The sequence below is a fragment of the Corynebacterium sp. HMSC062E11 genome (assembly GCF_001811845.1).
Taxonomy (GTDB): domain Bacteria; phylum Actinomycetota; class Actinomycetes; order Mycobacteriales; family Mycobacteriaceae; genus Corynebacterium; species Corynebacterium hesseae.
Map to the genome: position 1 here is coordinate 188,662 of NZ_KV806839.1, position 20,058 is coordinate 208,719.

Sequence of the window (20,058 nt, forward strand, 5' to 3'; positions counted from 1 at the left end):
ACCATGAGCTACACCCTGGACGAAGTCGCCTTTCTGCGCGAGAATGCAGCCGCCATCGACGCCGCCGCGGCGGACCTGGAGGGAACAAAGAAGGCGCACCTGAGGGACGTCGCCAAGCTGCAGGCCCAGCTCGGTGATTATGGGCGCGCCGTAGCCGAGCTCATTCAAGCCCGCAGCTCCGGAAAGCTGCCGCAAGACTGGCTTATGGACCACGACTCTGCACAACAGGCCACTCCACCCGCGGTGGCGGCTTACCGCGCGCAATTCCTCCAGGAGCGCAACGTGGACTTAGTCCACGACCTCACCTGCTCCATCGGCACCGAGGGGCAGGCTTATCGCCCCGGTGCTTATGTGGGCAGCGACCTGGATGCCTCGCGCGTGGCCATGGCGCGGCACAACATTGAGCATCCCGTCTTTCGCGCAGATGCGCTGACAACAACGACGACCGCCCAGGTCTGCATCGCCGATCCCGCCCGGCGCCAAGGCGGCAACCGCATCACCCGGCTTGACCAACTGCTACCACCACCGGCAGATCTGCTGGACACCCACGGTGAGATGGCCATCAAATGCGCGCCGGGAATCGACCACTCCGAATGGGAAGGTCTGGCCTGCGTGGTCAGCCTCGACGGCGGGGTGAAGGAAACCTGCCTGTACACCCCGGGCCTGGGAACGGGGAAGAGGGCAGTGGTCCTCAACACCACGCCCGAAGGAGTGACCACGGACGTCATTGATGACGGCATCGCAGAGCACGAGCTTCCCGACGCCGGCCCCATCGGCCGCTTTCTCATCGACCCCGACGGCGCCATCGTGCGCGCCGGGCTGGTGCGCCACTACGCCGCGCGGGAAGGCCTGCACCAACTGGACCCGCGCATTGCCTACCTCACCGGTGACCGCCTGCCTAACGGCACGTCCGGATTTGAATTCATCGAGATGGTCCCCATGAAGAAGCTCAAGGCGGCCATGGTTGCCCACGATGTTGGCTCGCTGGAAATCCTGGTACGCGGGCAAGATGTCAACCCGGATCAGTTGCGCAAGAAGCTCAAGCTGAAGGGTTCAACGGCCAAGACCCTCGTGGTCACGCGCATCGGGGCGAAGGGAGTCGCGGTGTTGTGTGGACCGCGAGTAGTATCGTCCGAAGGTAATTACGCACCCTAATAGTTTCAAAATTTACGGAAGGGGAAGTGCCCACATGCCAGTCATTGTGGCTCTGGTCAAGCACGTACCGGATACGTGGTCAACCAAGACCCTCGAGGCGGACCACACCTTGGACCGCACCTCGGTGGATAACGTCATCGATGAGGTCAACGAGTACTCCGTCGAACAAGCCCTGCGCCTGCGCGACGATAACGCTGATGCCGGCTACGAGGTCGTGGCGCTTACTATGGGCCCGGCGGCAGCCGACGAGGCCCTGCGCAAGGCCCTGGCCATGGGCGCGGACCACGCCGTGCACGTGACGGATGACGCCCTCGCTGGCGCCGACGCACTGGCCACCGCCTGGGTTCTTAACGCCGCGATCAACAAGGTGGCTGAGAAATTCGGTGAGGTCCAGGTCATCACCTTGGGCAATAATTCCTCGGACGCCTCCACCGGGCTTATCGCAGGGCTCTTGGCCGAGTACCGCCAGCTGCCCGCGCTCACGGAGCTCAAGGCAGCCTCCCTGACCGGTGCCACCGCCACCGGCACCCGCGAGGACGCCCACGGCCACTGGGAACTTGAGGCCAACCTGCCGGCCATTCTGTCCTTTACGGATAAGGCCGACAAGCCGCGCTTCCCCAACTTCAAGGGCCTGATGGCCGCCAAGAAGGCTGAGGTCACCACGCTCGCCGTGGCGGACCTGGGCATCGACGGCGTGCCGTCCACGACCACGGTGACCGCCTCCGCGCAGCGCCCAGCCCGCACCGCCGGTGAGGTCATCACCGATCCTGATCCGGCCGTGGCTGCCGCCAAGGTCGCGGACTTCCTGGCCGCCAAGAATCTCATCGAGGGTTAAGGAGAAAAGATATGTCTCACGTTTATGTCTTGGTTGAGCACGAAGCAGAGCAGCTCAGCCCCGTTACCGGCGAGCTGATTACCGCCGCCCGCGCACTCGGTACCGTCTCCGCCGTCGTCGTGGCCAAGGATGCCGCCACCGCCGCCTCCTTCGATGCCGAGTTGGGCAACCTCGGTGCAGCCCAGGTAGTTCAGGCCACCGCCGCGGACTATGAGCAGCGCATCGTCACCCCGGAAGTTGACGCCCTCCACGCCCTGGCCGCCAATAACCCGGCGCCCATCGTGCTGGCTGCCACCCCGACTAACAACGAGATCGCCGGCCGCCTCGCCGCCCGCCTGGGCTCGGGCGCCCTGGTCAACGTCGACGGCATCAACGCTGATGGCTCCGCACACCACACCATCTTCGGCGGCTCCTACGAGACCTCCTCCACGGCCACCGGCTCTGTGGTCTACACTCTGCGCCCGGGAACCGTCACCGCGGAACCGCAGCCGGTCACCGCAGCTCCTGCTCCTTTTGAGCTGCCGGCTGCCACGGCTAAGGACGTCACCGTCACCTCCTTCACCCCGGCGGAGAAGACCGCCCGTCCGGAGCTAACCTCCGCGAAGGTCGTTGTGGCCGGTGGCCGCGGTGTGGGCGACAAGTTCGCCGACGTGGTGGAGCCGCTTGCCGACGTCCTCGGTGCCGCCGTCGGCGCCACCCGCGACGCTGTGGACGAAGGTTTCTACGACCCTGCTTTCCAGATTGGCCAGACCGGCGTGACCGTCTCCCCGAAGCTCTACATCGGCCTGGGTATTTCCGGTGCAATCCAGCACACCTCCGGTATGCAGACCTCGGAGACCATCGTTGTGGTCAACCAGGATCAGGACGAGCCCTTCTTCCAGATCGCCGACCTCGGCGTGGTGGGCGACCTCCACGAGATCGCTCCGGCGCTGGTCACCGAGCTTGAGTCCCGCAAGGGGGCCGGCAACTAATGCCTCGCTACCTCGATTACGCAGCTACCCAACCCATGCGCCAGTGCGCCATCGACGCCTGGGTCGACGCCGCCGGGTCCCTCAACCCCGGCTCTGCCTATGGCTCTGGGCGCAAGGCACGCTCCGTGTTGGATGACGCCCGCGAGACCGTCGCCGAGCTGCTCGGCTGCGAACCCATCGAGGTAGTCTTTACCTCCTCCGGCACGGAGGCGGATAACATTGCAATCCAGGGCCTTTTCCGTGCGGGGTCGGATACGACACCGCACATCATCTCGACCCCCATCGAGCACCCCGCCGTCCTCGAGACCGTAGAGAAGCTGCGCGCTGAGCACGGCGCCACCGTGGACCTGCTTCCGGTTGATTCCACCGGCCACGTCAATGACCTCGCTGCCCTGGATACCCCGGCCGCTGTGGCCACCTGCATGTGGGCCAACAACGAGACCGGCGCCATCCAGCCGGTCGCCGACATTGTTCAGCGCGCCGCCGCGCAGAACACCCCTGTGCATATCGACGCCGTGCAGGTCACCGGCAAGCTGCCCATCAATTTCCATGAGCTGGGTGCCACCACACTGGCGGCCAGCGCTCACAAGTTCGGCGGGCCCCGCGGCATCGGCCTGCTGCTCGCGCGCCGCACCCCGGCGCCTCAACCCATTGCCTTCGGCGGCGGCCAGGAGCGCGGCATCCGCCCCGGCACCGTGGACGTGGCCAGCGCGAGCGCACTCGCCGCGGCCCTGCGTGAATCTGTCGCGGACATGGAGCAGGAGACCGCTCGCCTGAGCGCACTCCGTGACAAGCTCAAGGCCGGCATCGAGTCCAGCATCGACAACGTCATCATCAACTCCGTCGAGCCCACCTTGGCCTCCCACCTCCACGTGTCCTTCCCGGGCACGGATGGTGACAGCCTCATCATGCTTCTCGACGCCTCCGGCATCGAAGCCTCCGCCGGCTCCGCCTGCCACGCGGGCGTTAACCGCATGTCCCACGTGCTCGAAGCCATGGGCATCGATGAGGAACACGGACGCGGCTCCCTGCGCTTTAGCCTGGGACGCCTCACCACCGACGAGGACATTGACGTGGTTCTGGCGGAGCTTCCGGAGATCATTCGTCGCGCTCGTTCGGTTTAGCGCAAGTATTCAATCAAGATCACAGCTATTCGGGCATATTCACAGGGAGACTACAGCGCTTTCGCCACGGCGTGGGTCTATGTTTAATCCGTGAATAACTTCATCCAGTCTGTGCTAGGCCTACCGCTGACGGACCCCGTGAACGGTGGGATCTACATTGCTATCTTGGTCATCAGTGCGCTGCTCATTGCGTGGCGCCTGCGCAAACGCGATGTCGTGTCCTTCCTTCTCGCCGCAGTCATTGCCACCGTAGCATTCTTCGTGCTCAAGCACTGGGACGTCCCGTTCTACCTCTTTGTTGCCGGGCTTGTCCCCATTGCAGCGCTCATCTCCCTCATTCACCATGCGGGCCGACGAGTCCTCATGGCCGTGATTGCGGCATTCTCGGCACTTGCGGTAGCCGGTCTGGCCAATATGGAGTACCAGTCCTATCCGGACATCGCCTCGCTCGATCCCACGCCGGTGGCCCAAGAGATGGACTACAGCCAATTCAAGGCCATGAAATCCTCGGATTCCGCTGCGATTGTGCACGTGGATCTTCCGGGTGCCATCTCAGGGTTCAGCGCGCGCCAGGCCATTGCCTACATCCCGCCGGCCTATTGGAGCAAAAAGGATATAAACCTTCCCGTTCTAGTCCTGCTCCACGGCAACCCGGGTGGTCCGGAGCAGTGGTTCGGCTCCGGCGAGGCGGCCGAAACCGCCGATGCCTTCCAACGCGCCAATGGGGGACTAAGCCCCATCGTCGTGGCGGTCGATGCCACCGGCAGTGAGACCGCCAACCCCATCTGCGCGGACACCTCCGTGGCCAAGGTCATGACCTACCTAACGACCGACGTGCCGACAGGAATCAAGACCGCTTTCCGTGTCGACGAGAATCAACAACATTGGACCGTCGCTGGTTTGTCATACGGAGGGACGTGTTCACTACAGATCCTCACCAATCATCCCGAAGCCTATGGCCAGGCAGTGGACATCTCCGGCGAGGCCGAACCCACTATTGGAAACCACGCCGCCACCGTGTCCAAGTTCTATGGTGGCGATGAAGCCGCCTACCAAGCCGCTAATCCTGCACACCTGCTGGCGACGAAAAAGTACCCCGATCACCAGGCCATCTTCATCGCCGGTAACCGGGATACTGCTGCGGTGAAAGCGCTCGGCCAACTGAACGACGCCGCACGAGGCGCCGGCATGGCCACCTACTACACTTCCCGCCCGGGCGGCCATTCCTTCGAGGTGTGGCGTCCCGCCCTGCGCGAAGTATTTGCCTGGGTTGCCCGCCGGGGCGGGCTGGCAGACCTCACCGATTCTTTCGATGGAGTACAAGATGCAGATCTTCAGCGCTAACAACCTCCGACACCTCGCGCGGCGCATTCCGGTGACGTGGGTGTTGATCCTTCTGATGTGGGTATTGATCATCGTGACCTACGCGGTTCCAGGGCTGGCGGGCATTACGCAAACGATCGGCCTGACCGGCCGTACTTTCGGCGCAGTTGTGGCACTCACCCTCATGGCCCTAGCTTTCGTTCTTCCTTCGGAATACCGGTTGGGCTCCGTGCGGACACTTGCCGTTGGTATTGCCGCGCAGCTTATCTCCGTTCCCGTGGCCTATGTGGCCGCCCACGGGATCGAAGAAATCGGCCTCAACCGCTGGGGTGATGATCTTCTGAGCTCCACTGATTTATCACCCATCGGTTTCATAGTGGGCACAGCCGGCTTCGCTTCTGCGTGGATGCCGCGCCTCTGGCAGCGCCGCGTACGCCTCAGCATCCTCGCCCTGACGCTCACCATGGCCCTGTATGGCGGTACTTTGAGCGATGTCCTCGGCGTGAGCGCCTCGGTGCTGTCCATCGCGGCCGGTATCGCATGGAGTGTCTTTGTGCCCCGCACGAGCGCGGAGCGCCCAGCCGCTTTCCATCGTGCCTCGGTGCCGGAGCGCCGAGTTCTCACCGCGCTCATCGTGGGAGTGGTAGCCATCGGCCCAGCCTTCGTGGCGCTCGACCCACTGGCGGAAGGGCCCTTCAGCCCAGTCACCCGGCTGATGTGGTCCTTCAACTCTGCTGCTTATCACGCCACTGAGATCTGCCAGGCTGACCCCACAAGCCAGGCCTGCCAAGCTGCCCTTGATTTCGCCCGCGTCCACGGCGTGGGTCCGGCCATCGCCAGCGTCATGCCGCTCATCATCCAACTCGTACTGTGCTTCGGCCTCATCCGCGGACGCCGTCTTGCGTGGTTGCTATCCGTCCTTACCCAGGTACTCGTCATCGCTGTGCTTCTAGCTCAGCTGTGGGACTTTAGCCAAGAAGGCCTTGTGCTCTACGGCGTGAATCTCGCCGCTGTGGTCCTGCCCTGGGCCACCTGCTTCGTCGTGCTCATCTGGAACCGCCGCGTGTTCCACATCCACGAAAGTGTGCGCGCGCTGGGCCGAGCCGCAGGAAAGATCGCAGCTGCCTTTGTCATCACGGCCGCTCTTTGGGGCGTTGGCGCACTACTTTTCAAGGACGGCTTCGTCGAGACAGCCACTGCCGGATCGATCCTGGCCGAACTCCCTCTGCGCTATGTCCCGCCAGTCGTGGCTACGCTACTTCCGCTCAAGCTCGCGCCGACCACCTGGTTGACGTGGGCTTTCTACGAGTGGGTCGGCACTCTGTTCTGGATGTACACCTCCTGGGTGGTCTATCGCATGTTCGCTACTCCTGCGAACCCCGAGGCCGCTGAGGTTCGTGACCACGCTCGCGCCATCCTGGAGCAGGGCAGTGGTGACCACCTCTCCGCTATGACCCTGTGGAAGGGGAACCGCTACTTCTTTAACGACAGCAACTACGTGGCCTACCGCGTCCACAACGGCATTGCACTCAGCCTCGGCGAGCCGGCGGGCAATGACCCGCAGGCCACCGCAGCGGCCTTCGAAGAATTCGCCCGCGAACAAGGCTGGCGCCCGGCCTGGTACTCGGTACGGGAAAGCTTTACCCGTCCCGGCTTCCGCCGCCTCGAAGTAGCTGAGGAGGCCGTCCTGGACACCTCTAACACGGAGTTCAAAGGCAAGAAATTCCAGAACATTCGCACCGCCCGCAACAAGGCCGGCAAAGAGGGCGTCACCACGCTGTGGACGGAGTGGAAGGACCTCGATCTTGCCACCCGCAACAAAATTGCCGAGCTCTCCGAAGAATGGGTCTCTGACAAAGCTCTCCCAGAGATGGGCTTTACTTTGGGCGGTGTTAACGAGCTGCGGGAGGAAGGCACCAAGCTACTGCTCGCGCTGGGGGAGGACGGCACGCTGCACGGCGTGACATCTTGGCTCCCTGTTCGTGAGAACGGAAGCGTGGTGGGCTACACCCTCGACGTCATGCGCCGCGCCGACCACGGCTTCAAGGGGGCAATCGAGCTACTCATCTCTGAGGCTATGATCATCGCCGCCGGCGAAGGCTGCGCCTGGATTTCGCTCTCCGGCGCGCCCCTGTCAGGTACACCAGAGGAACCCGGGCTTCTCGACGCCCTCCTCACCCGCCTCGGCGAAGAAATGGAACCCCTCTACGGCTTCCGCAGCTTGGCTGCCTCCAAACGCAAGTTCCAGCCGGAAGAGCACAAGTGGTACCTGGCCTACAACGATGAGCTGGCACTGCCCGCCATTGGACTCGCCGTCGTTCACGCCTATGTGCCCGACATGCGCGCAGCCGACGCCGCCCGAGCTGTGAAGACCTGGCTGGCTGAGCGTAAACAAGCCAAAGCGGAGCAAAGCGCAACGGAACCCAGCAAAGCAGATCCACGCTAAGACCAGTGTGTTGACAGAACCTCGTGCACACCTTCGGGCACAATGTTCTCATGTCGAAGTTCTCTGAGGTCCTAGACCAGCTGCGCGAAAACCAACCGAAGGCAAAGTACGGCATTGCCTTTGAGAAGCTGATGGTCAACTATTTCAAGACCGACCCGACCTTAAAGAACCAGTTCGATGAGGTCTGCCGCTGGACGGATTGGCGCTACAACGGCGGCAAGGCTGACACCGGCATCGACTTGGTGGCCCGCCGCGTGGATGACGGCACGTGGACCGCCATCCAGTGCAAGTTCTATGACTCTAAGGCGCGCATTCAGAAGTCCCACCTGGATTCCTTCTTCGAAGCCTCTGGTCATTCCTTCCAAACGGAAGAAGGCCGCCAGCACTTCGGCAGCCGCCTGATTATTTCCACCACGGACCACTGGTCCTCCCATGCAGAAGATGCGCTGGCCAACCAGATCATTCCAACCAGCCGCATTGGCATCTCCGCCATCGCGGAATCACCCATCAACTGGGACGTGGCCTTCCCTGGCTCGGAAGTGCGCGATAAAACCATCCAGATCAACCTCTCCCAGCGCGAGACCTTTGAACCCCGCCCACACCAGCAGGCGGCCATCGACAAAGCCATCGAAGGATTCAAGACCCATGACCGCGGCAAGCTCATCATGGCCTGCGGCACCGGAAAAACCTTCACCGCCCTGCGCCTGGCGGAACGCGTCGCTGAGGACAACGGCGGCAAGGCCCGGATTCTCTTCCTCGTGCCGTCCATCTCCTTGCTCTCCCAAACCTTGAAGGAGTGGACCGCCCAGGGCCGCCTCGACATGCGCGCCTTCGCGGTGTGCTCCGACAGCAAGGTCTCCAAGAAGGCCGAGGACATCGCCGTCTATGACCTTGAGGTCCCAGTTTCCACCGAAGGCAAGGACATCACCACGCGCTTTGAATCCGGCAAGCGCGCCAAGGGCCTCAATATCGTCTTCTCCACCTACCAGTCCATCCAGGCAGTACAAGATGCCCAGCAGGTAGGCCTCGATGATTTCGACCTCGTCATCTGCGATGAAGCCCACCGCACCACCGGCATCACCTTGGCCGGTGAGGACGCCAGCAACTTTGTCCGCGTCCACGATGCCGACTACATCAAGGCAGCCAAGCGCCTCTACATGACAGCCACCCCGCGCCTTTATGACGAAGCCGTCAAGGGCAAGGCCGAAGAGCACTCCGCGGAGCTGGCCTCTATGGATGATGAAGCCATCTACGGACCAGAGTTCTTCCGCCTCGGCTTTGGCGAAGCCGTGGACAAGGGGCTGCTTACTGACTACAAGGTGCTTGTCATGACCGTGGATGAATCCGTGGCCGCCCAAGCCATGGCCCACAGTGAGAACAACCAGGTCAACCTTTCACTCGCCTCCGCCATGATTGGTGCCTGGAACGGCTTGGCCAAGCGCTCCGGTGAATTGCAGGGCAAGAAGGGCGGCTTTGAGGAAGACGCCCAGCCCATGCAGCGCGCCGTGGCCTTTGCCAAGGACATCAAGACCTCCCAGCTCATTGCGGAGACCTACCCATCACTCATCGGTACCCACCAGGAACTGCTCAAAGAAAAAGCAGTGCTTAACGACGTCTCCCTGACCAACGTCGACCTCCACGTTGCCGCCCAGCACGTGGACGGTGGCATGAACGCCATGGAACGAGGCACCAAGCTTTCCTGGCTTGAGGCTCCTTCAGGGGGGGCAACAGTCGCGCATGCTCACCAATGCGCGCTGTCTTTCTGAGGGCGTAGACGTCCCGGCGCTGGACGCCGTTATCTTCTTCAACCCCCGCAACTCCATGGTGGACGTGGTCCAGTCCGTCGGCCGTGTCATGCGCAAGTCCGAAGGCAAGGATTACGGCTACATCATCCTGCCCGTGGCCGTTGCCAGCAATGTCTCCCCGGCAAAAGCGCTCGACGATAACCAGCGCTTCAAGGTGGTCTGGCAGATCCTCAACGCGCTGCGCGCCCACGATGACCGCTTCAATGCGAAGATTAATTCCATCGCTCTGAACGGCACGGCGGGTCAAGAAGACCTACCCATCGACGTCGTCCACGTGCCAGGGGATGACGAGAAGAGCGACACTGAGAAGCTCAAGGAAGCGGATGAAACAAAGTCCCCTGAGCCGCTGGCTGATAATTCGACGGTGACCCAGCAGATCGCCCTGTTCTCTCTGGAACAGTGGCAAGAAGCCATCTACACCAAACTGGTGGATAAGGTCGGCACCCGCACCTATTGGGAGGACTGGGCCGACGATGTCGCCACCATCGCGGAGAACCAAATCACCCGCATCAAGGCGCTTCTCAACGGCGCCGATGGCTCCCTCCGCACCGAATTCGACAGCTTCGTGGAAGGCCTGCGCAACAACCTCAACGATGGCATCAGCGAAGAAGACGCCATCTCGATGCTCTCGCAGCATCTCATTACAGCACCGGTCTTCAACGCGCTGTTTGAGAATCATGACTTCATCACCCACAACCCCGTGGCCCAAGTGATGGAGAAGATGGTCAAGGCCGTGTCTAAGGCGAACCTCGATACCGAAACCGAGTCCCTAGAGAAGTTCTACGAGTCCGTCCGCATCCGTGCTTCCGAGGTGAACTCTGCCTCCGGCAAGCAGCAGGTCATCAAGGAGCTTTACGAGCGCTTCTTCCGCAAAGCCTTCAAGAAGCAATCCGAGGCTCTCGGCATCGTTTACACCCCAGTCGAGATTGTCGATTTCATCCTGCGTGCTGCCGACGATGTATCCAAGAAGCACTTTGGCAAGGGATTGACCGATGAGGGAGTGTGCATCCTCGACCCCTTCGCGGGCACCTCTACTTTCACTGTTCGCCTCCTGCAGTCCGGACTCATCAAACCGGAAGACCTCGCCCGCAAGTACGCCAATGAGCTCTTCGCAACCGAGACCATGTTGCTGGCCTATTACGTCTCAGCGGTGAACATTGAGACCACCTACAACGCCCTGCGCGAAGAGGCAGCCCTGCGCAACGGCGAACCTGCACCCGAGTACGTTCCCTTCACCAACATTGCGTTGGCCGATACCTTCCAAATCCACGAGGAAGGCGACATCCCAGACCTCAACATCTTCCGTGAGAACAACGAGACCATTGAGCGCCAGAAGCAAGCACCCATCAACGTTGTGATTGGTAACCCGCCGTACTCCGCAGGGCAGAAGTCCGCGAACGACCTCAACGCAAACCTGAAGTACCCGAGCCTAGATAAGCGGATTGCGGAGACCTACGCTGCAAAGTCCACCGCGACCAATAAGAACTCGCTCTACGACTCCTACCTACGTGCCTTCCGCTGGGCCACCGACCGCATTGGTGCCCAAGGCATCGTTGCGTTCGTTTCTAATGGTGGATGGATTGATGGCAACACCGGCGATGGAGTTCGCTTGTCGATGGCGGAGGATTTCACGGATCTCTATGTGTTTAATCTTCGTGGCAATATGCGTAACTCCAATTGGCGAGCAGAGGGAGGCCAGATTTTTGGGGCGGGATCGCAGACCACGATCGCTGTATTTGTCGGAGTAAAGGACCCGAACAAGACTGGCTTCAACCTGCACTATGTACAGACCCCCGATGGCGCTACCCGTGATGAGAAGCTTGAGATTGTCGAAAACTCGAATGTTGAGTACTTGGATTGGCAGGAGATCGTGCCAAATAAGGAAGGCGACTGGCTGAACCAACGATCAGAGGAGTTTGAAAACTGGCCAGCTATTAGCGTGAAGAATGGTGCCGCGACAAGGATTTTTGAAGTGTACTCTCGTGGTCTTTCTACCGCTCGCGACGCATGGGCTTATGCGCACACCGACGGCCAACTGCTCTCGAAGTTGGGAGTCTTGACTGGTACATACACTGAGGCAACAGCTTTGCTTCATAAATGGTTAGCTGACCAGGGGAACACGAAGCCTAAGGAACAGGACGTAACGGCTTTCCTGCGAGTGCATCCACAATACGCAGATACAACGAAAGCGTCATGGAATCGAACGCTTAAAAATCTCGCAGCCAAAGATACCGAAATTCTCGTGCAGCCTGATCGTGTCTTTGGATCGCTTTATCGTCCGTTTACCAAGCAACGGGCGTATTTCGAACAGTCGCTCAATGACATGACCTACAAGCTTCCAGTCATGTTTCCAACTCCAGAGCACCGAAACATTGGCTTTGTATTGACTGGGTCTGCATCGCATTATGATTTCGGTCTTATCGCAACTGACCTGCTACCAAACTTGCACACCCTGGACACCGGCCAATTCTTCCCCCGCTTCACCTGGGCCGCCGTTGAGGCCGACGACGGTGGGCTGTTCGGTGAGGGAGGCGTCGTTAAGCAAGGCGAAGCCAGCGTCTACGGTTCGATTGGTGAGGTCATCGACGGCTACGTGCGAGTGGACAACATCACTGATGAGATCAAGGCTCTCTATCGTGACGCGCTGGGTGCAGACATTACGGGTGATGACATCTTCCATTTTGTCTACGGCAAGCTGCACGACCCTGACTACCGCACGAAGTACGCGGCTGACCTGAAGAAGATGCTGCCGCATATCGAGACACCGAGTTCGCGTGCGGAGTTCGACAAGTTTGCTGCTGCCGGGCAGGAGCTGATGTCCCTTCACGTCAACTACGAGACCGTGGATCCGTGGCCGTTAGACATTCAGGTCACGGGTGATGAGGCTGACCGGGAGACGTGGCGCGTGCTCAAGATGAAGTGGGCCAAGCGCAAGGATCCGGAGACGGGCAAGAACGTCAATGACGTGACGAAGCTGATCTACAACAAACGCGTGACCATCGCCGGCATTCCGGAAGAAGCCGACGAGTACATGTTGGGCTCGCGCTCAGCAGTCGCCTGGCTGATTGACCGCTACCAGGTCAAGAAGGACAAGGCTTCGGGCATCGTCAACGACCCCAATGACTGGGCCGACGAGGTAGGCAATCCGCGCTACATCGTGGACCTGATTGGGAAAGTCGTGCGCGTGGCCATGGAGACGGTACGGATTGTGGATGGATTGAATTCCAAGTAGTCGGGAGCCAAATTTGTCCGCCAGATGTATGGTTATAAGGAGTCAAGTGGTGTTTGTAAAGCGAGTAGGCTCTTTGCCTATGCCACACTGATGGGGGGACGCACACGAGACTTCTCGTGTATCTGTTGGTGCACGCGCAGTCTGGTGGATAATAGAAAGTGAAGGGTAGAAACATGCACCAGGACAAGGGCGAAAGGAGCTGGATATGGCGCGCGTCAACGATGTAGCTCGTTACATTCTGGAAAACGTTGATTCTAGTGTAAGCACTATGAAGCTCCAGAAGCTCGTTTACTACGCCCAAGCATGGAGTCTCGTGTGGGATGAAAAGCCCTTGTTCAATTCCCGCATAGAGGCATGGGCTAACGGTCCTGTTTGCCGTGACCTTTATAGGTGCCACCGCGGAGAATTCACCGCGAGCACTGACATGTTTCCCGGTGACTCTACTCAGTTAACTGCAGATGAGAAAGACACCATTGATGCAGTCTTAGCTGCTTATGGTCACTTGAACGGTCAGCAGCTGAGCGATTTGTCTCATAATGAACGTCCGTGGCGCGAGGCGCGCGTGGGCGTTGCAGATGGCGCTCCCTCCACGAACGAAGTCAGCCTAGAGGTCATGCAAGACTTTTACAGTGCCATGCAATCCGCGGCTAGCGCATAACGATGGGCAGCGGAAAGCGTAAGAAAAAGAAGCTTGCGCGCCAAAGGAATAACGCTGGTGGAAAGTACGTGCCCCCGCTGGTTGCCACGGCTGACGATAAAAAGGTTCCGGTGAGCGCAACACAAGATGCCTCATATAAGAACGAATTAGTTCGTTGGACGGCTAGGGAGATAGATGAGGTTCCTGGCGATGGTGACGGACGCCGATGGGATTTGAGTGCCAACGAGACAGTGGAACTACTTAAGTTCCTTGATGATCTAACTAAGAAGACTTGGGCAGAGTGTGAAAACGAAGGAGCCCAGGGGCACCGGCGCAACCATGATCACGCAATCAACGAATTGAGTAAAGCTGCGCAGAATCGACTACGACAGCTAGACCAAAATGAAGAACGAGTCTTCCGTTTTAGACTGAGTGGTGCCTGCCGGTTGTGGGGGTTCCGCTCAGGAAGCCTGTTTCGTGTGCTCTGGTATGACCCGGAGCACAAGGTTTATCCGGTCGAAAAGCGACACACATAACTGGAGCGGCTCCAGCCTTCCGATTGCTGACAGCTTTGTTGAAGCCCTTAGTTCTGATGACCGGACCTTTTGGAGGGGCGTCGCCAAGCATTGCCCGTTCCTTTGCTGCACCGGTTTATCGGGACGGCGTTGGTGGCGGTGTTAAAACTGTGGCAAACGAGTTTAAAGTTTCGCGTGTTGCATCTGTTACTCATGTTGTTAAAGCGGTAGTGTGGCGCACATGAGCCATGCACGTCGCCTTGTTACCGCCGCCGTTACCGCAGTAGCGGCCGTGGCACTGTCCGTATCCACCGCCGTTGCCATCCCGTCCTACGCGCCTTCCGGTGTGGACGTCTCCGGCAATAACCACGCGTCCCTTCGCGGAATCGATTGGGACGCTGTGAAGTCTGATGGCCAGTCCTATGCCTTTGTGAAGGCCACTGAAGGCGTTGGGTTTGTTAACAACCACTTCGTACGCGATGCCAATGCCGCCGCAGCGGCTGGTCTGAAGGTCGGCGCTTATCACTACGCGCGCCCGGCTGGTGATGCCAAGCAGCAGGCAGCGAGCTTCGCCTCCCAGATTGCACTGGTGCCGACGCAAACTCTGCCGCCGGTGCTCGACATTGAGGTCGATGAGGGCCTGAGCGCAGCTCAGCTGGAGGAGTGGATCGACACCTTCATGACTGAGGTGAAAACCCTAACCGGCCGCACGCCGATGCTGTACACCTATAAGTACTTCTGGATGGGCCAGATGGGCAATTCCACGCGCTTCTCCGAGTATCCGCTGTGGTTGGCGGCCTACCAGGACACCGCGCCGGAACCGGTCGGTGGCTGGGACAAGCTGGCTTTCTGGCAGCGCTCCGGCAGCGGCCGTGTTGCCGGTATCGAAACCGATGTTGACATGAACCTCTTTAACGGTACTGAGGCACAGCTGCAGTCCTTCTCCGGTGGCAATTACATCGACTTCGGCGGCATCTTGGATGACATGGTCATCCCGGGTATTGACCTAGGCGACGACGCCGGCGTGCTGATCGCTGGAATCCTGGCTCTGGCAGCGGGTGCTGTGGCCGTGCCGGCCGTCGCCGATGCCGCCAAGAACGCGGGGCTCGATGTCGATGCGACCGGTCTTATCAAGCAAGCGGAAAAGCTGCTTAACGACGGCGCCATCAGCACTGATGACCTCAAGGACATGGCCAACAATGACGCCAGCATCGGCGATCTAGCCATCTTCCTTGATAACGCGCAGCACCTCCAGGACGTTGACGCCGATAACGTCAGCCAGCAGGACGTGGAGAACGCCGACCGCGCCGCGCGCAGTGCGGGTCACGCCGCAGGCGTTGCGGTGCCGAATCTCGACTCCAAGCAAGTGGCGGATCTGCTCAATAGTCTGCGTTAATCGCTACGCGGTGATGGGGCGTCGTGGCGCGGATTAGCCCCCTTAAAGAAGCGGCGGGTCCAGGACTCGTCGCGGAAGTGCGCGGGCACCGCACCGGACAGCAGTGGTTTAGCAAGCGCGGCGGCTTGCGGGGAGCCGTCGACAGGCAGCTCGGTGTCTGAGCCGATGAGGATGATGTTGCCGTAGCGCCGGCCTTTGAGCATGGGAGGGTCGGCAATAACGGCGACGTGTGCAAAGACTTCTGCCATTCCGGCGAGTTCTGCCTTCGCCCCTTGCAGGTCGGAGTGGTCACCGCAGTTGGCAACGTAAAGCCCGCCCGGAGTGAGCGTGGCGTGGGCGTGCTGGAAGAACTCTTGGGTGGTGAGAGGCTCCGGCGTGACGGCGCCGGCGAAGACGTCGCGGATGATGACGTCGAAGCGATTCGGAGGGAAGCCTTCCGTCACCGCGCGTGCCTCACCGGCGCGGATTTTCACGCGGGGAGCGGCAGGGATATCGACTAGCTCACGGATGAGCTCGGCCAGTTTCGCGTCGAGCTCCACCACCGTGTTGTGGGAATCCGGCCACAGGTCTGCGAAGTAGCGGGGGAGAGAACAGCCACCGCCGCCCAGGTGGAGCAGGCGCTTGCCAGGCGCTAGGTTTTCTACCGCTGCAGCAATCCAACGCATGTACTCGAATTCGAGGGTGCGTGGCTCTTCGGGGATGAGGTGTGAGGAGGGCACGCCGTTGATGTTGAGGATGAAGGCGCCATCGCGGAATGGGTCGGCTTCGATGACGAGCTCGCCGGTGGAAATCTCGTAGGTGCCCGCGATTGAATCTGTCTTGTTGCGCTTCCTGCCCATAATGCCCTTTAGCTTAGGGAATAGAGTGTGAGTTCAGTGTGTTGGGGTATGGGGTACACCACGACTAGCCTAAGTGGACGAAAGAAGGAAGAAGGGGAAAGCATGCGAGTATTGGTAGCCATGTCCGGCGGCGTTGATTCCTCGGTCGCCGCTGCACGCGCGGTGGAGGCGGGCCACGAGGTCATTGGCGTGCACTTGGCCCTGCACAAGGATGCGCAGCAGACCCGTGAGAAGGCGCGCGGTTGCTGCTCCTTGGAGGATTCCGCCGATGCCCGTCGCATCTGCGACAAGCTCGGCATTCCTTTCTACGTGTGGGACTTCTCCGAGGAGTTCAAGGAAGCCGTCATCGGTGATTTCGTGGACTCCTATGCCCGCGGCGAGACCCCGAATCCGTGCCTGCGCTGCAACGAGAAGATCAAGTTCGCAGCCCTGCTCCGTAAGGGCATGGCGCTGGGCTTCGATGCGGTGGCTACGGGCCACTATGCCACTATCGACGCCGACGGCTACATGCGCCGCTCCCTGGATGAGAATAAGGACCAGTCCTATGTGCTGGGCGTTATTACCAAGGAAGAGCTGGACCACTGCTTTTTCCCGATTGGTGATACCCCGAAGCCGCAAATCCGCGAGGAGGCCAAGCGCCATGGTTTCTCCACGGCGGCGAAGCCGGATTCTTATGACATCTGCTTTATCCCGGATGGCAATACCCAGGCCTTCCTGGGTCGTTCCATCGGCCTGCGTCCAGGCATGATCGTGGACACCGAGGGCAATGAGCTCAAGGAACACGATGGCGCGTGGAACTACACCATCGGCCAGCGCAAGGGCTTGGACATCAAGACGCCGACTGCCGACGGCTCCCCGCGCTACGTCACCGACATCGACGCGGCCACCGGCACCGTCACCGTCGGATCGCGCGCAGACCTGGCCGTGACCCGTATCGAGGCCGACCGCCTGAAGTACTTGCACCCAGCGATGGAAGGTGACTTCGACTGCGAGGTGCAGGTGCGCGCCCACGGTTCCGTCGTTCCCTGCCACGCTCACGTGGACCGCGAAGCCGACCGCATGACGCTGGACCTGAAGGAGCCTCTTTCCGGTGTGGCTCGTGGCCAGGCTGCCGTGCTTTACCTGCCGAGCCCGGACGAGCTAGGCGATATTGTCCTGGGCTCCGGCACCATCTGCGGGACCGAGTAGTTTAGCGAAGCACACAGTCAGCGATGAGTCGATCGAGTGCCCGAATATCGACTTTGGGCCCGATGTTGATTTTGAAGTGGCCAGCTCGTGTCCAGAGCTCCAGTTCAGCATTTACGTCTAGGAGCTTTCCAGCATTCTCCGTCGACCACATATTAATGGAGGAGTAAGGGAGAGAATAGATTTCGACTTTCTTTCCAGTGAGACCTTGAGAATCTCGGATAATCAATCGGTGGCTAGTGAAGACGGCTGCGTCTCGGACAGTTTTAAATGCGCAAATGGGCTTTTCGTTGGCTGCGAGAACTGACGGAATGTCGCTCGGAATCTCGCAAGGAGAATAGAAGGTCCAGCCAGAAAACTGTTCAAGTGCCACAGGAGTATCCTTTACCTCTTCGACTTAGTGGTTTGTGAATTGCATTATAAATGTCGCCGTAGTCTTTGATTCGGTATTAAAAGAAAAAATTCGGAAGGAGATGAGATGACGGGATTCGCCCTTGGCCCCATGCCCGGTACCTCCATCGCGGAGGCCGCGGACATCATCATGGGGGAGACCGAACTTCCTGCCATCCCGCAGCTGCCCGAGCGTGGGCTGGGCTCCGATGCGGTGGGCCGCACCGCCGGCATGCTGGAGGCCATCTCCATCGACCGAGGCCCGCGCTCGTGGCGCATGACGGCGCGCCCGCAGCTGCTGACCCGCCGCACGTGGGACCGCTTGGAGCGCGACCTCGACGAGGTCCAGGAAGTCTGGGGCGAAACCGTGCCCCGCGTCAAGGTGCAAGCACTCGGCCCGTGGTCGCTTGCGGCCAGCATTGAGCTTTCCGACGGCCACCGCGTTCTCACCGACCGCGGCGCCTTTAACGAGCTCGCGGAGTCACTTCTCTACGGAGTCCGTGTCCACGCCGCGGATGTCGCGCGCCGCTTCCACGGGGAGGTCGCTATCCAGCTCGACGAGCCCCTGCTTGCCGATATCATCGCCGGCCGCGTCCCTGGCACCACAGATTTCGATACCATCCCGGCGGTCCCGGATGAGGTCGCGCTCGACCTCCTACAATCCTTCGAAGCAGACTACCTACACGCCCCACCGCTGTGGTCGCTAGCGCCTGCTGCCACGACCTTCCTCACGGATTTCCGCGGTCTGGAGACCCCGCGTCACCTTGATGGCTTGGGCGAACACCTTAACGCGGGCCACCGGATTGGTCTGGGCATTGAAGGTTCCGATGCCCGCGCGGAGGCTATCGCGTTGGCCCGGCACCTCGACCGCATCGGCATGCCACGCGACCTGCTCGTCGACCGTTTCGACGTCTATCCCGTCAAGGCCTCCGCCAGATCCCTGCGCTCGGCAACCGAGACCGCCGGCATCCTCACTCGCGATGCCGGTGACCTTTAGTCAACTCGCCCCAAGCTATCCGTCGTGGTGAAGTAGGCCTCCATATACGGGATAACGAACTGGAGTTGGCCATGGGCGGTGGGTTCGATGAGGTCGGCGTCGATAAGCCTTTGGCGTGTGGCCGACAAGGAGCGCACCGTCCGGTCCTGGTGCGCGGCGATGTTCTTGATTTCTGCCGTGCCGTCCTCCATGACCGCGCTCATCGCCTCGAGGAAGAGGCGCTGGGCCGGTGGAAGCGAAAGGGTAGCGGGCTGGTGTACCTGGGCGCCCAAAACCGAGATAGCCTCGGCTGACACCGCTGCGACGTCACTCTCCTCGATACTGCTCCCACCCTCGCGCTGCGCCTTTCCCCAAGCCAGTGAGCCCACCAGCTGCACCATGTAGGGGTAGCCGCGCGACAGGCGCACCGCCGCTGCAACCGCATCATCGGTGAACTCGAGCCCGGACTGTGCGGCGGTCTCGGTGAAGGCCACCTCGGCGTTCGCGGGGGAGAGCGGGCCCAGAACGAACTTCTGCGCGCGGCGTAGGAAGGTTACACCCGGCAGGTCCAGCAGGCGGTTGACGCCTTGTGGAAGGCCCGCGGCGACAATAGCGACGTCGAGCTCATCGCGCACCAAGTCTTGGTAGGTCACGGCCAGGGAAGTTAGGTTCTCGGCGTCTGCGTCCTGCACTTCGTCGATGGTGAGCAGCACGCCAGTGCCTTTGAGCATGCCTAAAAGCTCGCGCAGGCGGGTGTTGAGCGTGGGTTTATAGGCTTCCTCGGTGTTGTGCTGGATGCCGATGGTTGCCACACCACCAATGCCGACACGGTTGACCTTGTGCTTGTCCGCCGGGGCCAGCTTGTCCATGATGCGCGGGATGGTGGTGTCAACGAGCTCGTCAACCATGGAGCTGCGTCCCGAGGCTCGCAATGTGATCCACCCGCGACTAGAAGCGATATCTTCTATCTCGTTGAGCAAGACCGTCTTGCCGATACCGCGGGCACCGCTGATGATGAGCGAGCGGCCCGGGCTGCCTGGTTGGGAGTCAAGCGCTGCGCGGAAGGTGTCGAGCACTGCCGTGCGGCCGACCCAGAATAGTGGTGGAACGCCGAAGGTGGGGCGGAAGGGATTCTCGTGCGGGGACATAGCCTCATCCTAGAGCATTGGGAGATTTGGGAGACTTTTCTAAAAGCGGAGATTTGGGAGACTTTTCTGAGGGCGGCGACT

General features: G+C 60.6%; 14 protein-coding genes and 1 pseudogene. 12 read left to right on the top strand and 3 right to left on the bottom strand.

Annotated features, from left to right (window positions below; translation table 11 throughout):
* Nucleotides 1–3: 3 nt before the first annotated feature.
* The 10 genes and pseudogenes from HMPREF2822_RS12695 (at nt 4) to HMPREF2822_RS12735 (ending at nt 15,439) form a co-directional block, all read left to right on the top strand.
* Nucleotides 4–1,155 (top strand): THUMP-like domain-containing protein, encoded by a 1,152-nt coding sequence (locus HMPREF2822_RS12695; RefSeq protein WP_070525212.1) that lies wholly within the window; start codon nt 4–6, stop codon nt 1,153–1,155.
* A gap of 34 nt (nt 1,156–1,189) precedes the next feature.
* Nucleotides 1,190–1,990, top strand: a complete 801-nt coding sequence (locus HMPREF2822_RS12700; protein ID WP_070525214.1) for an electron transfer flavoprotein subunit beta/FixA family protein — start codon at nt 1,190–1,192, stop codon at nt 1,988–1,990.
* Between the two features lie 11 nt (nt 1,991–2,001).
* Complete coding sequence (locus HMPREF2822_RS12705; RefSeq protein WP_070525217.1) at nt 2,002–2,961, top strand: electron transfer flavoprotein subunit alpha/FixB family protein; 960 nt, start codon at nt 2,002–2,004, stop codon at nt 2,959–2,961.
* On the top strand, nt 2,961–4,085 hold the full coding sequence (locus HMPREF2822_RS12710; protein WP_070525219.1) for a cysteine desulfurase family protein: 1,125 nt from the start codon (nt 2,961–2,963) through the stop codon (nt 4,083–4,085). The genes HMPREF2822_RS12705 and HMPREF2822_RS12710 overlap by 1 nt, the downstream gene beginning before the upstream one ends.
* Nucleotides 4,086–4,175: 90 nt before the next feature.
* The gene (locus HMPREF2822_RS12715) at nt 4,176–5,429 is read left to right on the top strand and encodes an alpha/beta hydrolase (protein ID WP_070525221.1); all 1,254 of its coding nucleotides are present in this window, start codon (nt 4,176–4,178) and stop codon (nt 5,427–5,429) included.
* The gene (locus tag HMPREF2822_RS12720) at nt 5,410–7,854 is read left to right on the top strand and encodes a bifunctional lysylphosphatidylglycerol flippase/synthetase MprF (RefSeq protein WP_070525223.1); all 2,445 of its coding nucleotides are present in this window, start codon (nt 5,410–5,412) and stop codon (nt 7,852–7,854) included. The genes HMPREF2822_RS12715 and HMPREF2822_RS12720 overlap by 20 nt, the downstream gene beginning before the upstream one ends.
* A gap of 50 nt (nt 7,855–7,904) precedes the next feature.
* Nucleotides 7,905–12,891, top strand: a pseudogene (locus HMPREF2822_RS12725) (DEAD/DEAH box helicase).
* Between the two features lie 205 nt (nt 12,892–13,096).
* The gene (locus HMPREF2822_RS12730; RefSeq protein WP_070525225.1) at nt 13,097–13,549 is read left to right on the top strand and encodes a Panacea domain-containing protein; all 453 of its coding nucleotides are present in this window, start codon (nt 13,097–13,099) and stop codon (nt 13,547–13,549) included.
* Nucleotides 13,550–13,551: 2 nt separating this feature from the next.
* The gene (locus tag HMPREF2822_RS13430; protein ID WP_070563051.1) at nt 13,552–14,064 is read left to right on the top strand and encodes a hypothetical protein; all 513 of its coding nucleotides are present in this window, start codon (nt 13,552–13,554) and stop codon (nt 14,062–14,064) included.
* 220 nt (nt 14,065–14,284) lie between these two features.
* The gene (locus HMPREF2822_RS12735) at nt 14,285–15,439 is read left to right on the top strand and encodes a glycoside hydrolase family 25 protein (RefSeq protein ID WP_070525227.1); all 1,155 of its coding nucleotides are present in this window, start codon (nt 14,285–14,287) and stop codon (nt 15,437–15,439) included.
* Here HMPREF2822_RS12735 and HMPREF2822_RS12740 read toward each other — a convergent pair.
* The gene (locus HMPREF2822_RS12740) at nt 15,436–16,278 is read right to left on the bottom strand and encodes a spermidine synthase (protein WP_070525229.1); all 843 of its coding nucleotides are present in this window, start codon (nt 16,276–16,278) and stop codon (nt 15,436–15,438) included. The genes HMPREF2822_RS12735 and HMPREF2822_RS12740 overlap by 4 nt on opposite strands.
* Before the next feature lie 102 nt (nt 16,279–16,380).
* Here HMPREF2822_RS12740 and mnmA point away from each other — a divergent pair, with 102 nt between their 5' ends.
* Nucleotides 16,381–17,466 carry a tRNA 2-thiouridine(34) synthase MnmA gene (gene mnmA / locus HMPREF2822_RS12745; RefSeq protein ID WP_070525232.1) on the top strand — a complete coding sequence of 362 codons (1,086 nt, stop codon included), beginning with the start codon at nt 16,381–16,383 and terminating at the stop codon, nt 17,464–17,466.
* 1 nt (nt 17,467) lies between these two features.
* Here mnmA and HMPREF2822_RS12750 read toward each other — a convergent pair whose 3' ends face one another.
* Nucleotides 17,468–17,836 carry a PH domain-containing protein gene (locus HMPREF2822_RS12750; RefSeq protein ID WP_070525234.1) on the bottom strand — a complete coding sequence of 123 codons (369 nt, stop codon included), beginning with the start codon at nt 17,834–17,836 and terminating at the stop codon, nt 17,468–17,470.
* Between the two features lie 105 nt (nt 17,837–17,941).
* Here HMPREF2822_RS12750 and HMPREF2822_RS12755 point away from each other — a divergent pair, with 105 nt between their 5' ends.
* Nucleotides 17,942–18,850, top strand: a complete 909-nt coding sequence (locus HMPREF2822_RS12755) for a uroporphyrinogen decarboxylase/cobalamine-independent methonine synthase family protein (protein ID WP_070525236.1) — start codon at nt 17,942–17,944, stop codon at nt 18,848–18,850.
* Here HMPREF2822_RS12755 and HMPREF2822_RS12760 read toward each other — a convergent pair.
* Entirely contained in the window at nt 18,847–19,977 is a 1,131-nt protein-coding gene (locus tag HMPREF2822_RS12760; RefSeq protein WP_070525238.1) for an ATP-binding protein, read from the bottom strand. The two genes, HMPREF2822_RS12755 and HMPREF2822_RS12760, sit on opposite strands and share 4 nt — an antisense overlap.
* Nucleotides 19,978–20,058: the final 81 nt, after the last annotated feature.

Bases quoted from the DNA above. Each gene is read 5' to 3' on its own strand.
- HMPREF2822_RS12720 (WP_070525223.1), top strand. From the start codon at position 5,410: ATGCAGATCTTCAGCGCTAACAACCTCCGACACCTCGCGCGGCGCATT.
- HMPREF2822_RS12705 (WP_070525217.1), top strand. From the start codon at position 2,002: ATGTCTCACGTTTATGTCTTGGTTGAGCACGAAGCAGAGCAGCTCAGC.
- HMPREF2822_RS12755 (WP_070525236.1), top strand. From the start codon at position 17,942: ATGACGGGATTCGCCCTTGGCCCCATGCCCGGTACCTCCATCGCGGAG.
- HMPREF2822_RS12695 (WP_070525212.1), top strand. From the start codon at position 4: ATGAGCTACACCCTGGACGAAGTCGCCTTTCTGCGCGAGAATGCAGCC.
- HMPREF2822_RS12740 (WP_070525229.1), bottom strand. From the start codon at position 16,278: ATGGGCAGGAAGCGCAACAAGACAGATTCAATCGCGGGCACCTACGAG.
- mnmA (WP_070525232.1), top strand. From the start codon at position 16,381: ATGCGAGTATTGGTAGCCATGTCCGGCGGCGTTGATTCCTCGGTCGCC.
- HMPREF2822_RS12730 (WP_070525225.1), top strand. From the start codon at position 13,097: ATGGCGCGCGTCAACGATGTAGCTCGTTACATTCTGGAAAACGTTGAT.
- HMPREF2822_RS12735 (WP_070525227.1), top strand. From the start codon at position 14,285: ATGAGCCATGCACGTCGCCTTGTTACCGCCGCCGTTACCGCAGTAGCG.
- HMPREF2822_RS12700 (WP_070525214.1), top strand. From the start codon at position 1,190: ATGCCAGTCATTGTGGCTCTGGTCAAGCACGTACCGGATACGTGGTCA.
- HMPREF2822_RS12760 (WP_070525238.1), bottom strand. From the start codon at position 19,977: ATGTCCCCGCACGAGAATCCCTTCCGCCCCACCTTCGGCGTTCCACCA.
- HMPREF2822_RS13430 (WP_070563051.1), top strand. From the start codon at position 13,552: ATGGGCAGCGGAAAGCGTAAGAAAAAGAAGCTTGCGCGCCAAAGGAAT.
- HMPREF2822_RS12710 (WP_070525219.1), top strand. From the start codon at position 2,961: ATGCCTCGCTACCTCGATTACGCAGCTACCCAACCCATGCGCCAGTGC.